We start from the raw sequence: 15,199 nt of genomic DNA on the forward strand, positions 1-15,199 counted from the left end.
GGATACTCCGGCGTTGCGGCCGGGAAGCAACCGGAACTTCTGCGGAGCAGGGCAGGGAGAGCCGGTCCGCCACCAAGGTGGACCGGCGTGCACCCCACACGCGACCTCACGGCTCACGACCGAATCGTTAGACTGTGGACTGCGTCCAGGACCGTGAAGCGGGCGTTCAGATACCGCTTCCACCCCACCCCCGGGCAGGCCGCCGAGCTCGCCCGGAGGTTCGGTTGCGTCCGGCTGGTCTACAACATGGCGCTGGCCGCCCGCACCGAGGCGTGGGCCCCGCGTCGGCAACGGGTCACCTACAACGCCACGTCGGCGATGCTCACCGCGTGGAAGAAGACCGACGACCTCGCGTTCCTCAACGACGTCTCCTGCGTCCCTCTGCAGCAGGCGCTGCGGCACCTGCAGACCGCGTCCACCAACCTCTGGGCGAAACGCGCCCGGTACCCGACGTTCAAATCGCCCTGCGACGACCGGATCGAGCCGGCCCCGGCGTCGGGTGCTGTGGTGGGGGTCGATGCCGGCCTCGACAGCCTGTTCACCCTGTCCAGCGGGGAGAAGATCCCCAACCCGAGGCACGAACGCCGCGACCGCGATCGGCTGGCCCGCGCCCAGCGGAACCTCGCATGCAAGGCCAGAGGCTCCGCGAACCGGGCCAAGGCCCGGCTGACGGTGGCCCGGATTCATGCCCGGATCGCCGACCGCCGCCGCGACCACCTGCACAACTCACCACCCGGCTCGTTCGTGAAACCCAAACGATCGTGATCGAGGACGACTGGTACGGCCGGGACCTGGTGGTCGTGGACCGCTGGTTCCCGTCGACCCGACGGTCCTCGGGCTACGGCGAACTGGCTGAACCCCTGCCGTTGGCCGTCCGGTCGTGGACCTGCCGGTGCGGGCAGGCCCACGACCGGGACATCAACGCGGCCCGCAGCATCCTCACGGAGGGGCTCTCCGTGATCGCCTGTGGAGGCGGTGTAAGACCTCACCGGGAGTCCTCCTCTCGAACGGGGCGGTCGGCGACGAAGGAGGAACCCCCCTGGAGCGTCACCGATGCGACCTGAAACTCTACGCACCGGGCCGCGTGAGCCGCGAGAGCGTTGCGCCGGGAGACAGCGGCGTTGCGCACATCAAGGAACCACTGTCGCCGGCGAAACCGGCCATTGACGACGCTCTGTGACCCAGCTCACTCAAGGTGAAGAACCATCGTGGGGGCGCGGATCGTCTTGCCTGTTGTGGGACGGAGCTTGGACGCACTCGACGAGGGTGAGCTGCTGCGCCGCATCACCCGGGGCGATCGGCGGGCCTTCGACGAACTGTACCGTCGGACGTCGCCCTGGTTGACCGCGCGGCTACGCCGCAGGTGCGCCGACGACGACATGGTCGCCGAGGTACTGCAGGACACCTACCTGGCGGTATGGCGCTCGGCCGGCAGCCAGGCTCAGGACGCGGCGAAGGGCAGTGCGGTCGGCTGGCTGTGGACCATCGCCGCCCGCCGGCTGGTCGACGCGTTCCGCGCCCGCGCCCGCCGGGAACGGGTCCCGGCGGTGCAGACCGCCGCCACCGTCGCCCCAGCCGCTGAGGACGAGGCACTGGCCGGCCGAATGAACGCCGACCTGGAACAGGCGCTGCTGGCCCTGCCAGCCAACCTGCGGCAGGTACTGCGCGCCATGGTCCTCGACGGTCTGACCACCCGGGAGACGTCGGTGCTGCTCGGCATGCCGGAAGGAACCGTGAAGACGTACGCGCGACGGGCCCGGATCGCGCTACGGGAGGCATTGTCATGACCACCCACCCCACCCCCACCCTCATCTCCCGCTACGCGTCCGGTGACCCTCGGATCGACGAGGCGACCGTCTGGGCAGTCGAAGCCCACCTGGAGTCCTGCGCACCCTGCCGGATGCAGCTGTCCGACAGCGTCGGCCCGGCCGACCGGCAACTGCTCGACCGGGTGGCGGTCGGCGTCGCGGCCGGGATCGAGGCCGGCCCGGCACCGGTACGCCGTCGCCGGTTGCGGCGTTCCGGGTTCGCCGCACGGATCCTCCCCTGGCTGGCCACCGCCGGCGCGTTGATGCTGATCGCGGTTCTGTTCGAGACGACCTTCGCCAGTCTGCCCTCACTGGTGCTGCTGGTCGCTCCGGTGACTCCACTGCTGCCGGTGGCTGCGGCGTGGAGTCGCCGCACCGACCCGGCCTGGGAGTTGATGGCGACGATGCCCCGGACCGGGCTGCCGTTGCTGCTGCGCCGCACCCTCGCGGTACTGACCGTGGTCGTGCCGGTACTCGCGGCGGCCGGCTGGTCGACCGGGCAGTCCCCCGCGCTGTGGCTGCTGCCCGGTCTGGCCTTCACCGCCGGCGCACTCGCGTTGGGCGGGCTGGTCGGGGTGGACCGGGCCGCACTCGGGTTGACGGTCGTCTGGGCGGTCGGGGTGATCCTGCCCAGCCTGGTCGGTCAGCAGCTCCCGGTCATCCTGAGGTCCGGCAGCTGGCCCGGCTGGGCGCTGGCCACCGTGGCGTTGGTGGCCGTGACGGCGGTGCGGGCAGGCGACCACAACCGGCTGTACCTCGGCCGGATCTCGTCCGACCGGTCCTGACTCCACCCGCCGACCGGGCCGTACGCACGTGCGGCCGATCGGTTCCATTTCCCACCTGGCGGTGATCTGCCAGGTACCAAGAGTGTCCACTCAAGGAGAGATTCATGATTCGTGCGGTCAGCGCGGCAGAGACCGCACCCTCCACGTACGCGTGGGCGGTGCACACCGAGCGCCTGGTCGTTCGGGCCGGCCGGCACCTTGCCGTCAACGGGCTGGACCTGGCGCTGGGCACCGGCGTACACGGCCTACTCGGCCCGAACGGCGCCGGAAAGACGACCCTGATGCGGGCCCTCGCCACGGTGCTGAAGCCGGCCGGTGGCCGGCTGGCCCTGCTCGGCGAGGACGTGACCGGCCGGGCCGATCTGCGCCGAGTCCGCCAGCGCCTGGGTTACCTGCCACAGCATTTCGGCTTCTATCCGCGCTTCACGGTACGGGAGTTCGTCGAGTACATGGCCTGGCTCAAAGAGATGCCGAAGGCCACCGTTCCCGGTGCCGTGCAGCGCGCCGTCGACCGGGTCGGTCTGACCAGCCGGGCCGACTCAAAGTTGAAGACGCTCTCCGGTGGAATGCTGCGCCGGGCCGGAATTGCCCAGGCGATCGTCAACGATCCGGAGGTGCTGCTGCTCGACGAGCCGACCGTCGGCCTGGATCCGGAGCAGCGGCTGGACTTCCGGGAGCTGCTGCGCGAGGTCGGCTCGGACAGCTGCGTGCTGGTCTCCACCCACCTGGTCGAGGACGTCGCCGCGGCCTGCACCGATGTGGTGCTGGTCAACGAGGGCCAGTTGGTCTGGCAGGGCACCCCGGCGCAGCTGGCCGAGCAGGGCAGCGCCGGCGACGCCGGGGACAGCGCCACCGAACGTGGCTACTCGGCGCTGCTGCGCGCGTACCGGGGGAAGGTCCCGGCATGACCGGGCGGATCATGCGGACCGAGGTACGCCGGTCGGCGGTACCCGCCCTCGCCGGACTGCTCGTGGTGGTCGGCGCGTCCGTCACCCTCGCCTCCACCCAGTCCTTCGCCGGCCGGTGGACGCAGCTGGCGATGTACGGACGTGGTTCGCTGCTGCTGTTGTTCCCGCTGGCCCTGGCTGGCGGCGCGTGGCTGGGCCGGCGTGACCGGCAGCACCGGGTCGGCGAGTTGTTCGCCACCACCGTACGGCCGCGCTGGCGACGGACCCTACCGCTCACCGTCGGGTACGCCGCCGCCATGATCGCGGTGTACCTATTGGTCCTCGCCATCGGGACGTTCTGGGTGGCGCCGACGGCCGGCTACTTCCCCGGTACCGTCCTCGGCATCACCGCGGTCGGCGCGCTGGCGATGGTCGCCGCCAGCTGGTTGGGCCTGGCCGCCGGCCGGGCCGTGCCCTGGATCGTCACCGCGCCGGTCCTCGCAGTCGTCGGGTTCGCCGTGGTCGGTCTGATCCCGGACTTCGTCACGATGTCCAACCTCGACGAAAACTTCGTCAAGACCCGGCCGGACCCGTCGGCGTTGCTGCTCATCCCGGCGGCGCCCAACGAAATCGACAATTTCCAGACCATCCCGACCTCGGTCAATTTGCTGCAGGCGATGTGGTTGACGGCGCTCGCCGGCACCGCGCTGCTGCTGATCGGCGCGGTGCGCCGTGGTGTGCTCGCCCTGGCGGTGCTGCCCACCGTCCTCGGTGCCGCCGTGGCGATCCCGCTGCTGCCCACCAACGGATACACCGGGGCGGCTGTCGTCGACCCCGCCGCCGTCGAGCTGGTCTGCGACGACGACGGCCCGCAGGTGTGTGTCCGCAGGGTGCACGCGGCGGTGCTGCCCGACGTCGTCGGACCGGTCCGGGAGACGCTCGCGGCGCTGGGGGCCAAGCTGCCGGATCCGCCTACGCGTGCGGTGGAGAGCGACCAGCTGGCCGCCTGGGCCGCACCCGAGCAGACGGCGGTCCGCAACGACTCAGACGTGCTGGTCTTCGATACCCCGGACATCAGCCGGACGGGCCGGGCCGATCTGTCCAGCGGGTACTTTCAGGCGGAGTTGCTGCGGTCCGCGTGGTCACAGGAGTGCGAGAGCGACGAGCCCTACCTGGTGTTCAAGCCGGCCCCGTACCTGGCTCAGGAGGTTGCGGTGGCCTGGTTGGTCGGCGAGCCGCCGCAACCGCAGAGCTGGTGGTCTCCGGAGGACCGGCAGCTGGCCGACGCGTCGTACCGGGCGCTGACGGGTCTGCCGGTCGAGCAGCAGCGACAGGTCGTCGGGCAGGCCCGCGACGCGGCTCTCGACTGCGACTTCGACCGGATCGAGGAGCTGTTGCTGGCAGGTGACCAATGAGGTGGCTGAGCCTGCACCTACGCGCCCGTCGAGTGCCGATGGCCGCCGCCGTCGTCGTCGGTGTCATCGCGCTGACCTGGGTCAGCTGGCCGGTCTTCTCCGACGGACAGACCATCAACACCCGGATGATCAGTGTCACCGTGATGCTCGCGGTCGTCGCGATCGGCACCACGCTCAGCGGCGCCGACGACGCCCTCGACCACACCGCGTCGGTCAGCTGGCCGACCCGCCGGGCCGCACATCTGCTGCTCTTCGCCGCCGCGGTGATCGGGCTGCTGCTGGTCACCACGCTCACCGACGCCCGGTTCGAGCCGCTCGGTGTCGTCGCCCGCAACACTGCCGGGCTGCTCGGGCTCACCGCACTCGGTGCCGCGCTGCTCGGTGCCGCGCTGTCCTGGATCGCTCCGCTGGTCTGGACCATCGTCGCGATCATGCCGTGGATGGGGCCCAGTGGACAGTTGCGGATGCAGCTCGGTGCGTGGCTGATCCAGCCGGCCGGGACCTCCGCCGCCACGGTCTGCGCGACACTGCTGGCGGTGGCCGGGCTGGTGGCGTATACGGTACGTGGCTGCCCGCTGCGGCCTGCGGCGGAGACGGTGCCGCACAACTGAGTGGCGACTGACCGGCGGCGGTTTCCCGCCGCCGGTCAGCGGTGGCCGGACAGCAGCCGCGAGTTGTACCGCTCGGTCGCCCGCAGCGCCAGGACCGGGCCGGCCACCAGATATGCCACCCAGGTCATCGGCAGGGTGATCAAGCCGATGACGATGAACGTGAGCAGGACGTTGATCCAGAAGAACACCCAGAACGAAACCATCAGTACGATGCCGGTGGCCATCTTGCCGGCGTAGATGTTGCCGATCCCGAAGATGCCGAACAGGCCGGGCACCAGTTCCAGGGCGACCGCCGCGCCGGCCGACTTCGGCACCGCGGGGCCGGGGACGGAGGCGTAGCCGCCCGGTTGGTACGGCTGCCCCGAGGTGGGCATCGGCTGCTGCGGCCCCGACTGGTATGGGTTGGGGTAGGTCACCGGCTCAGTCTCCCAGCTCCAATGGAGATCAGCACCGTACGTTCGGTCGTCCGCCGCCGGTCTTCCGTCGCTGCTCAGTGGCCGGCCGGTGGCCGGTCCACCGGGCCGTCAGCGGATCGAGATCAGCCGGATCGCAGTACGCAGCAGCACGACGGCGGCGCCGGCGACCATGACCATCCCGATACCGGGCATCAGCTGCCCCCAGCTGCCGGTGGTCGAGCTGAGGTAGATCAGCCGGGCAGCCTGCCAGCCGATGATGACGGCGACCGCCAGCCCGGGTAGCAGGGCGTGTGCGATGGCCACCTTGCGGTACGGCAGCAGCGCGCCGGCTACGGCGATGAATCCGGCGGACAGCGTCCACAGGCCGGGTCCGGCGGTGCCGGAGAGCGGCCCGAACGGTGTGATCACCCAGGGGAGCAGCGAGCCGACCAGCGCGAGCAGACCGCCGATGATCATGCCGAGGCTGCCGGCGTGCAGGATGCGCCGACGGGCGGGGGCGGCGGTGGATGCGGTGTCAGCCATGACCGGATGCTAGGCCGGGATCCCTGGTGTGCCCCAGCCGGCAATCGGTGAGTGGTCGAGCGGGGCCGCTGGACGGCCAGATAGTCATCACAAAACGCGCGAACCGGGCGACGCTCCCCCGCTCGTCCACGACCGCCGACCGCTCGCAGGCCCGGGTAGACCGTTCACCGCCCCAACCCGGCGTAAGGCAGATCAACTATTGCCTGTCCGGGCCGGGTCACGTTCTCTTCCCAGATTAAGGGTGTGACCGACCGCACAAGCCGTCGGGCGGTCCCGACTGACCGACGGAGGTGCGGATCGGACAGCGGCACAGTCGCGGCACGGTGGCCTGCCGGTCGCCGCGCCACGACCCGTCACCTGCCGTTCCCATAACGACTAGGAGGCCCCACAGTGACTGACGTAACCCCCGATAAGAACGCCGGTGGCGGGGAACCGCCACCGACGACGTCACCACCGGACAATGGTTGGCGCCAGGAGTACTGGCGCAAGAACCTACGCCTCATGGTGATCCTGCTCGCCATCTGGTTCGTCGTGTCGTTCGTCTGCGGAATCCTGCTTATCCAGCCGTTGAACAACATCGAGATCCTCGGGTTTCCACTGGGGTTCTGGTTCGCCCAGCAGGGATCGATCTACACCTTTGTCATCCTGATTTTGGTCTACGCGAAGATGATGGACCGGATGGACGACCAGTTCGGTGTCAGTGAGCGACCGGCGGAAGGGGGAGAGAAGTGACCCAGATCCAGGGCTGGACGCTCGGCTTCATCATCCTCACCTTCGCCCTCTACCTCGGCATCGCCTGGCGCAGCCGGGTGAAGGAAACAACCGGCTTCTACGTGGCCGGTCAGGGAATCCCGACCGTCGCCAACGGTGCGGCCGTCGCCGCCGACTGGATGTCGGCCGCGTCGTTCATCTCGATGGCCGGCCTGATCGCGTTCCTCGGTTCCGACGGCTCCATCTACCTGATGGGCTGGACCGGCGGCTACGTACTGTTGGCCCTGCTCATCGCCCCCTACCTGCGTAAGTGGGGCAAGTTCACGGTCCCGGAATTCGTCGGCGACCGCTACTCGGAGACCGTCCGGACGATCGCCGCCGTGGCCGCGATCATCATCTCCTTCACGTACGTCGTCGGACAGATGCGCGGCGGCGGCATCGTGTTCAGCCGGTTCCTCGGGCTGGACATCACCGGCGGCGTCATCGTCGCGGCGCTGATCATCTTCGCGTACGCGGTGCTCGGTGGCATGAAGGGCATCACCTGGACCCAGGTGTCGCAGTACACGGTACTCATCATCGCCTACCTGATCCCGGCGATCGCGGTGGCACAGCAGATGACCGGGCTGCCGATCCCGCAGGTCACCTTCGGGCAGATCCTCGGCGAACTCAACGCGCTCAGCACCCAGATGGGGCTGAGCCAGTTTACCGAGGCGTTCTCCGCCCGACCGCAGATCGACGTGTTCCTGGTGACAATGTCACTGATGATCGGTACCGCTGGCCTGCCGCACGTGATCATCCGGTTCTACACGACAAAGACGGTCCGGGGCGCCCGCTACTCGGCGTTCTGGGCGCTGTTCTTCATCGCGTTACTCTACACCACCGCACCGGCGGTGGGTGCGTTCACCAAGCTGAACCTGCTGCAGGACGTCAACGGCGTGGCGGCGGACTCGCTGCCCAGATGGATCGAGAACTGGGCGGCGACCGGCCTGGTCACGGTCAACGAGAACGCGCAGACGATCCAGACGGTGAGCAACAGCCCCACGTCCGGGGCGGACCTGATCGTCAACAACGACATCCTGGTGTTGGCCAGTCCGGAGATCGCCGGCCTGCCGGCACCGATCGTCGGCCTGGTGGCCGCCGGCGGCATGGCGGCCGCAATGTCGACCGCCGCCGGTCTGCTGCTGGTCATCTCCTCGTCGTTCTCGCACGACCTGTACTTCCGCCGGGTGAAGCGGGACTCGACCGACCAGCAGCGGCTGCTCGCCGGACGGATCGCCATGGGTCTGGCGGTCCTGATCTCGGTGTACGCCGGCATCAACCCGCCGGCGTTCGTGGCCCAGGTGGTGGCGTTCGCATTCGGTCTCGCCGCTTCGACCTTCTTCCCCGTCATCGTGCTCGGGATCTTCTGGAAGCGATGTAATGCGGTCGGCGCGGCATCCGGCATGATTGCCGGTCTCGTCTTCACCGCCAGCTACATGATCTACACCCTGGAGGTCTTCGGCACCTCGGCGAATCCGCACATCTTCGACATCAGCCCGGAGGCCATCGGCACCATCGGTGCGATCGTCAACTTCATCGTCACGATCGTCGTGTCGAAGATGACGGCACCGCCACCGGAGGAAATTTCCGAGATGGTGGAGAGCATCCGTTACCCGGCGGCCCGCCGCGCCGTGTCGGCCGGCTCCACCGGCGACGCGGCCTGACCCGGACCGTCATCTACCCCTGACAGCCCCGGAGGGCGGGCCCCGACAACGACGTCGGAGCCCGCCCTCCGGCCGCTCCGGGCCACGCTGACCCGACCGCCGCACCTCGGCTGTCCGGACGGCCCCATCCGGACAGCCGAGGATTCAGCGATCCGCTCCGGTCCGGGGCGATGGTTGCCAGAGTTGGGGCGTGCACGACGACAGCCCGCACCCGCATCCGACCGCCGGCGGTCTCCGCCTGGTGCGCCGGAACCCGCTGGTGACCGGCGACGTCAGCTGGATGGAACTGTTCGTCGACCTGTTTTTCGTGTTCGCTTTCCTGAAGATCACCACCTTGATGGCGGCCAATCTGACCGCAGTCGGCATGCTCCACGGGGTCATGGTGATCCTGCTGCTGTGGCACTGCTGGACCCCGGTTGTCTGGCTCGGCAACGTGGTCCACCTGGACCGGGGCGGTATGCCGCTGATGATGGCCGGCATCGCCACCATCCTGCTGGTGATCGGCGTCTCCGTGCCCGAGACGTTCCTCGACACGCCAGGCAGGCTGCCGGGGCCGGTCATCGTGGTGGTCGGCTACCTGGCGATCCGGGTCGGCGTACTCGCGGTCCTCACCCGGTCCCGCTGGTCGGAAGGTCCGGCCGGACGGCGTCCGGCCGCGATCGCCTGGTTGACGCTCGCCGCGTCGGCGTCGGTCCTGCTGACCTCGGCGCTGCTGCCGCCGCACCTGCCGGCCCGGTTCGACGCCGACCTGGTCCGGTTGGTCCTGTTCGCCGTAGCGCTGTCCATCGACTTCGTGGTGCTGACCACGGTCGGTCGCGGCAGTTGGCAGCTCGTCTCCGCGTGGCACCTGGCGGAACGGCACGCGCTGATCGTCCTGATCGCGCTCGGCGAGACGATCATCTCGGTCGGCACCGGAGGCGCGGTCCGCGCCGACATCCCGGTCACCTGGTCGCTGCTCGCCGCCGCCACGCTCGGCCTGATCGTCGTGTCGGCCCTGTGGTGGACCTATTTCGACCTCGCCAAGATCCTCGCCGAACACGCCCTGTCCCGGCGCGCCGGTGCCGGTCAGACCCGGATGGCCCGGGACGTGTACAGCGGACTGCACCTGCCGATGATCGGTGGGCTGATCTTCTTCGCTCTCGGACTCAAACACGCGATCGCCACCATCGGCGGCGGCCCCGAGCATCCCTGGACCTCCGGCAGCTCCGAGCACCCCTGGGACACCGCCGACGTGGTCATCCTGTACGGCGGGGTACTGCTCTATCTGCTGGCGCTGGTCGCCTTCGAATGGCTGTCCGGACGCCTGCTCGGTCGCAGCCCGATCCTCGGCATCGCTCTGCTACTGGGTCTGCTCCCGGTGGCCACCCGGGTCCCGGTGCTGGGCGCTTTGGCGCTGCTGGCCGTCTGCGTCGTGGCGATGGTGGTCGCCGACCGGACCGTGTTCCATCGCCGGCACACCCAACTGCACCGGCTGGCCGAATCCGAGACGTCCCGGCTGCACGGGGTCACCCCCCGGGAACTCTTTCTCGATCTGGTCTTCGTCTTCGCGTTCATCCAGGTCACCACCCTGATGACCCGCAACGCCTCAGCCCTGGGCATCGTCCGGGGGCTGACCCTGCTGGCGCTGCTGTGGTGGGCTTGGACCTCCTTCTCCTGGCTCACCAACGCGGTCCACACCGAGACGGTCCTGGTCCGCTGCACCACGATCGGCATCGCCGCCTCGATCCTGGTGATCGGCATCGCCACCCCCCAGGCCTTCGAGCCGGCCCCGGGAAGTCTGCCCGGTTCGCTGATCATCGTCGCCAGTTATCTCGCCAGCCAGCTCATGCAGACCCTGCTGATCCTGCAGGCGTCGCGCACCGAGCCGGTGCTGCGGGCGCTCGCCCGGCAGAACGCCGTACCGTCCACCGCCGCGCTGCTGCTGCTCGCCGGGTTCGCCGTGGTCGAGCTGGCGTCACCCGAGCGGCTGGCCGCGAACCCGGCCGTCACGCTGCTCTGGGTCGCCGCGCTCACCATTCAACTCGCCGGCAGCTACCCCGTCGGGGTGAAATCCTGGCGGCCCCGGTCCACCCGGCACTGGGTGGACCGGTACGCGCTGATCATGCTCATCGCGTTCGGCGAGGCAATCATCTCGGTCGGCCTGGCCGTCGCGGACCAGCCGGTCTCCACCAAAGTCATGGTCATCGTCGTCACGTCGGCGGTCGCCGTCGGAGTTCTCTGGTGGCCGTACTTCACCACGATCGACTCGGCCCGGCTCGCCTTGGAGGCGCAGACCGGCGTCGACCGGGCCAAACTCGCCCGGGACGGGTTCACCTACCTGCACCTGCCGATGGTCGCCTGCGTCATCCTGATCGCGTACGGCCTGCACCAAGCCGCAGTGCCGCACGACGACACCGGCACCCGGTTCGGCCACTACGCCTTCTACTGGGGAGTGGGGTTCTATCTGCTCGCCAACCAAATGTACTGGTGGCGGACCTGGCACGCACTCAGCTGGTACCGGATCGCCAGCGCCAGCGTGGTCATCGTGCTGGCGTTTCCGACCGCCGCACTGCCCGCCGCCTGGACGCTGCCGGCGCTGACCGTGTTCGTGCTGATCTCCGCGGCGGCCGAGTTCCTGCGGGTCGGCGACCTGCGGACTCAGCCGCCCCAGCCGACCCGCTGACGTTCGACGGGGGCGGCCGGCGGGCTGCCAGCGGTGGATCGGCCGCGTTCTACTGGCCGACCGCCCCATCGATGCATTCCCGCAACAGGTCGGCGTGGCCGTTGTGTCGGGCGTACTCCTCGATCATGTGGATCAACACCCAGCGCAGCGAGATCGGGCCGCGCCGGGCGGAGCCGGTGACGTCCAGTCCGGCGGCGTCGGCGACGAAGCGTTCGGCGTACTCGATCTCCTCCCGCCATGCCGCCCACGCCTGGGTGACGGCCGCCGGGTCGGCGACGGAACCGTCGAAGTCGTCGTTGGGTGCGGTCTGGGAGTAGAAGCGTGGCGGGGCGTCCTCGCCGGCCATCACCCGCCGGAACCAGTACCGTTCCACGTCGGCGAGGTGCCGCACCAGCCCGAGCAGCGACAGCGCCGACGGCTGCACCGACCGGCGAGCCAACTGCTGCGGGTCGAGTCCACCGCACTTCAGTTCCAGGGTCCGACGGTGCCAGTCGAGAAACCCGGCGAGGGTGGCCCGCTCGTCGCCGAGCCGGGGCGGAATGGCACGCGGATCGGCGGCCGGGTCGGTGAACATGTCGATCGTCATGTCGGCCATCATCGACGGGCTGCTCCGGCACGGCCAGCAAATTCGGCTTGACCTTGGAGCGCGCTCCAAGGTCTACCGTCGTCATCATGACCACGGGCACCAGAGTCGAGATTCTCGACCGCACCAGCTGCGCCGCCGGGGCGGGCGACGCGTCCGGGACCGGTGGATCCGGGGCCGACACATTCGAGACGGCGGTTGAGCGGCCCGGCCTGCGGGTCGCCGCCCTCGCCGCCGCTGTCGGCGTGTCGCCGGACACCGTCCGCTACTACGAACGGGCCGGGCTGCTGCACCCGCCGGAGCGGACCCCCACCGGTTACCGGGTGTACGGCGCCGCGGCGGTCGACCGGCTCCGGTTCATCCGGGGCTGTCAGCGGCTCGGGCTCCGGCTGCGGGAGATCGCCGATCTGCTCGCCGTCCGGGACACCGGTGTTTGCCCGTGTGAGCCGGCGGAGCAGCTACTGCGCCGCCGAATCGCCGAGGTCGACGTGGAGCTGGCCCGGCTGACCGCGCTACGGGCGGAGATGACTGAGATGGCCGAGAAGCTGCCGACGGCGGCCTGCCCGCCGCCGGTACCAGGGCGATGGTGCCCACCGGATGGGGACGGGAGGTGATCACGATGCTGGAGCTGACCACGCGCTGCGACTGCGAGCCGGACTGCTGCGGGCCGGACTGCTGCTGACCAGTCGGCCCTCAGGGCCGGGTAGGTACCGGGCCGGTGGGTGCCGCCGGGTGTGTCGGCGGCACCCACCGGGTGCTGGGAAGATGTTACGAGGCGGTGCCGGTCACCGACGAACCGTTCCGTACGACGGTGTAGGTGATCGTCGTGCCGCTCCAGAAGTGGAAGGTGAGCGTCACCGGGGAGCCGTCGTTGACCTCGGCGAAGAACTCCGACGTCAGGGTGATGCTGTTCGCGGCGTAGTTCGGCCGGAAGGTGACGTCGAACTCCTTGTACGACGTCCAGTTGTGCGGGCCGGCGTTGGAACCGTCCGCGTACCGCGCCTCCATGGTGGCCAACTGGTCACCGCGGAAGGTCGTCGGGATGTTGAACGACGAGGTGGTACCACTCGCGTTGCTCAGCACCGGCGGGTCGGACGAGATGATGTTGATTCGCCACGGTACGCCGGACGAGAAGCGGGCGTGCAGGGTGGCGTTCACCCCGTACGCCCGGTTGCCGACCAGGCGGGTGACGGTGGACGCGGTCAGCGTCAACTGATTGCCGCTGACCGTGTAGTCGGTCCCCCGGACCAGGTCGGTGTTGCCCTGCCGCAGCCCCTGAAAGGTCAGCCCGTTGAGGTTCAGCGCGAGGGTCTTCGCGGTGACGCCGCCGGTCCGCGGCACGAAGATCATGTCGCTGGCGGCGGTGCCGGAGCGGGTGGTCCAGGCCGACTTGATCTGGGCGATCAGCTCCGGGTCGCTCCACTGGAAGCTGGTCCGGCCGAGGTGCTGGCCGTTGTCCCACAGCTGGGTAGCGATGCCGCGGGTCCGGGTGTGGTAGCCGAAGAACTCGAAGAACTTCAGTTTCTCGCCCTGCTGGATGGTGCCGGTGTGCCGGTCGAAGCCGAGCAGGCCGAACTCACCGATGACGACCGGGATGTCCCGGGAGACGAAGGTGTTCTGTACCCGGTTGAGCGAGTCGATCACGTCCTGCTGGGCGGTGGCGTCGAAGCGGTAGCCACCGGCGACGTTGACGCTGAACGGCCAGTAGCCGTAGTAGTGCACCGTGGCGATCAGGTTGGGGTCGTTCAGCGCGGTGAAAGTGCTGGCGAGCTCGTCGAGCCGGGCCTGGTCGGATGAGGTGTGCAGGGTCGGCAGGATGAGCAGCCGGGTGGCGTTGTTACCGCCAGAGTTGCGGACGATCTGGTGGAACCTGCGGTTCAGCTCGTCGAGCAGCTGGGCGTTCTGGGCATCGCCGGAGCTGTTGCTGAACTGCGGCTCGTTGACGCTCTCGAAGTGCAGCTTTGGCGACGAGTCGCGGAAGGTGTTCGCCAGCTGGGTCCACAGCGCCGAGTAGCGATCCAGGACGCCAGTACGGTTGCTGGGCATCGTGTTGATCCACTGCCACGAATCGTGGTGCAGATTGATCATCACGTACAGGTCCTCGGCGAGGGCCCAGTCGACGATCTGCTTGACCCGGGCGAGCCGGGTGGGGTCGATCGTGTAGCTGGGCGCGCCGCCGTGGTGGTGCGTCCAGGTCGTCGGGATCCGGATGCTGTTGAAGCCCTGCGACTTCACTGTGCGGATCAGGTCCCGGGTGACCAGCGGGTTGCCCCATGAGGTCTCACCGCTGCCGCCGACGTTGTCGCCGGTCGCGTCGAGGGTGTTGCCCAGGTTCCAGCCGGGCTGCATGGCGTCGACGACGTCCTGCGGGTTGCCGGGCGGACGCGGGGTCGCGGTCGGTGTCGGGGACGGCGGCGCGGTGGTCGGCGGCACCGTCGGCGACGGTGGGTCGGTCGGCGGCGGCGTGCTGGGACCCACGCTGCCGGTGCAGGTGACACCGTTGAGCGCGAACGAGGTCGGCGCGGTGTTGCTACCCGACCAGGAGCCGTTGAAGCCGAACGAGACGGTCGCGTTGGTGCCGAGGTTGGCGTTGTAGCTGACGTTGGTCGCGGTGACCTGGCTGCCCGAGCTGGTGATGGTGGCGTTCCAGGCCTGGGTGACCTGCTGTCCTGACGGGAAGGCCCAGGTCAGCTGCCAGCCATTGAGCGGGTCACCCAGGTTGGTGACGTTCACGCTGGCGGTGAAGCCGCCGGGCCACTGGGCGGGCGCCGAGTAGACCACCCGGCAGCCGGCGGCCGCGTGCGCGCTGGCCGCGACGGCGACGCTACCGCCGACCAGCGCGGCGGTCACACCGCCGGCGATCAGGCCAGCACGCCACCGTCTGCCGCGAGCCGTCGTTGTCTGTTGAGTCATGTCGCTCCTCGCCGTGGGGTGTGCCTGCGGGTCAGGCACGGAGGGACGGGCACCGGCGGTCGCAACGAGCAGCCAGCACCAGCGAAGTGGCCGCAGACTAAGTCGGGAGCCTAAACTTTGTCAATCGGCGTACGCCGATGAGAATGTCGCCGGAGGTGCACCCCCCACCAATCCGCCGCTGCC

The 15,199-nt window shown here is 69.3% G+C and carries 15 protein-coding genes; 11 read left to right on the forward strand and 4 right to left on the reverse strand.

All coding sequences use genetic code 11. From position 1 onward, the window contains the following. Positions 1-153 precede the first annotated feature (153 nt). The 7 genes from ACFHW1_RS06600 to ACFHW1_RS06630 all read left to right on the forward strand — a co-directional run bounded on the left by ACFHW1_RS06600 (position 154) and on the right by ACFHW1_RS06630 (position 5,506). Entirely contained in the window at positions 154-765 is a 612-nt protein-coding gene (locus ACFHW1_RS06600) for an RNA-guided endonuclease InsQ/TnpB family protein (protein WP_416553017.1), read from the forward strand. Continuing rightward, positions 762-1,064, forward strand: coding sequence for a zinc ribbon domain-containing protein (locus ACFHW1_RS06605; RefSeq protein WP_416553019.1), 303 nt, complete (start codon positions 762-764; stop codon positions 1,062-1,064). Before ACFHW1_RS06600 ends, ACFHW1_RS06605 begins: the two co-directional genes overlap by 4 nt. Before the next feature lie 183 nt (positions 1,065-1,247). Further along, a complete protein-coding gene (locus ACFHW1_RS06610) occupies positions 1,248-1,787 on the forward strand; it encodes an RNA polymerase sigma factor (RefSeq protein WP_416553021.1) in 540 nt (179 codons plus the stop codon). Beyond that, on the forward strand, positions 1,784-2,593 hold the full coding sequence (locus tag ACFHW1_RS06615; RefSeq protein ID WP_416553023.1) for a zf-HC2 domain-containing protein: 810 nt from the start codon (positions 1,784-1,786) through the stop codon (positions 2,591-2,593). Before ACFHW1_RS06610 ends, ACFHW1_RS06615 begins: the two co-directional genes overlap by 4 nt. Positions 2,594-2,697: 104 nt before the next feature. After that, positions 2,698-3,501, forward strand: a complete 804-nt coding sequence (locus tag ACFHW1_RS06620) for an ABC transporter ATP-binding protein (RefSeq protein WP_416553025.1) — start codon at positions 2,698-2,700, stop codon at positions 3,499-3,501. Next, the gene (locus tag ACFHW1_RS06625; protein ID WP_416553027.1) at positions 3,498-4,895 is read left to right on the forward strand and encodes a hypothetical protein; all 1,398 of its coding nucleotides are present in this window, start codon (positions 3,498-3,500) and stop codon (positions 4,893-4,895) included. Before ACFHW1_RS06620 ends, ACFHW1_RS06625 begins: the two co-directional genes overlap by 4 nt. Then, positions 4,892-5,506: a hypothetical protein gene (locus ACFHW1_RS06630; protein ID WP_416553029.1), complete on the forward strand. Its 615-nt coding sequence runs from the start codon at positions 4,892-4,894 to the stop codon at positions 5,504-5,506. Before ACFHW1_RS06625 ends, ACFHW1_RS06630 begins: the two co-directional genes overlap by 4 nt. A gap of 35 nt (positions 5,507-5,541) precedes the next feature. Here the strand turns inward: ACFHW1_RS06630 and ACFHW1_RS06635 are convergent, their stop codons facing one another. Beyond that, the gene (locus ACFHW1_RS06635; protein ID WP_416553031.1) at positions 5,542-5,922 is read right to left on the reverse strand and encodes a hypothetical protein; all 381 of its coding nucleotides are present in this window, start codon (positions 5,920-5,922) and stop codon (positions 5,542-5,544) included. 108 nt (positions 5,923-6,030) lie between these two features. Further along, on the reverse strand, positions 6,031-6,444 hold the full coding sequence (locus tag ACFHW1_RS06640) for a hypothetical protein (protein WP_416553032.1): 414 nt from the start codon (positions 6,442-6,444) through the stop codon (positions 6,031-6,033). 390 nt (positions 6,445-6,834) lie between these two features. Between ACFHW1_RS06640 and ACFHW1_RS06645 the strand changes: the two genes are divergently transcribed. The 3 genes from ACFHW1_RS06645 (at position 6,835) to ACFHW1_RS06655 (ending at position 11,520) form a co-directional block, all read left to right on the forward strand. Beyond that, positions 6,835-7,176, forward strand: a complete 342-nt coding sequence (locus ACFHW1_RS06645; protein WP_416553034.1) for a DUF4212 domain-containing protein — start codon at positions 6,835-6,837, stop codon at positions 7,174-7,176. After that, the gene (locus ACFHW1_RS06650) at positions 7,173-8,858 is read left to right on the forward strand and encodes a sodium:solute symporter family protein (RefSeq protein WP_416553036.1); all 1,686 of its coding nucleotides are present in this window, start codon (positions 7,173-7,175) and stop codon (positions 8,856-8,858) included. The genes ACFHW1_RS06645 and ACFHW1_RS06650 overlap by 4 nt, the downstream gene beginning before the upstream one ends. Positions 8,859-9,048: 190 nt before the next feature. Beyond that, on the forward strand, positions 9,049-11,520 hold the full coding sequence (locus ACFHW1_RS06655; RefSeq protein ID WP_416553038.1) for a low temperature requirement protein A: 2,472 nt from the start codon (positions 9,049-9,051) through the stop codon (positions 11,518-11,520). 49 nt (positions 11,521-11,569) lie between these two features. Here the strand turns inward: ACFHW1_RS06655 and ACFHW1_RS06660 are convergent, their stop codons facing one another. Further along, entirely contained in the window at positions 11,570-12,106 is a 537-nt protein-coding gene (locus tag ACFHW1_RS06660) for a DinB family protein (RefSeq protein WP_416553040.1), read from the reverse strand. A gap of 86 nt (positions 12,107-12,192) precedes the next feature. Between ACFHW1_RS06660 and ACFHW1_RS06665 the strand changes: the two genes are divergently transcribed. Beyond that, the gene (locus ACFHW1_RS06665) at positions 12,193-12,717 is read left to right on the forward strand and encodes a MerR family transcriptional regulator (protein WP_416615068.1); all 525 of its coding nucleotides are present in this window, start codon (positions 12,193-12,195) and stop codon (positions 12,715-12,717) included. A gap of 154 nt (positions 12,718-12,871) precedes the next feature. Here ACFHW1_RS06665 and ACFHW1_RS06670 read toward each other — a convergent pair whose 3' ends face one another. Next, positions 12,872-15,016 (reverse strand): cellulase family glycosylhydrolase, encoded by a 2,145-nt coding sequence (locus tag ACFHW1_RS06670; RefSeq protein WP_416553044.1) that lies wholly within the window; start codon positions 15,014-15,016, stop codon positions 12,872-12,874. Between the last annotated feature and the right edge of the window lie 183 nt (positions 15,017-15,199).

Source organism: Micromonospora sp. LOL_014 (genome assembly GCF_048060245.1).
Lineage (GTDB): Bacteria > Actinomycetota > Actinomycetes > Mycobacteriales > Micromonosporaceae > Micromonospora_E.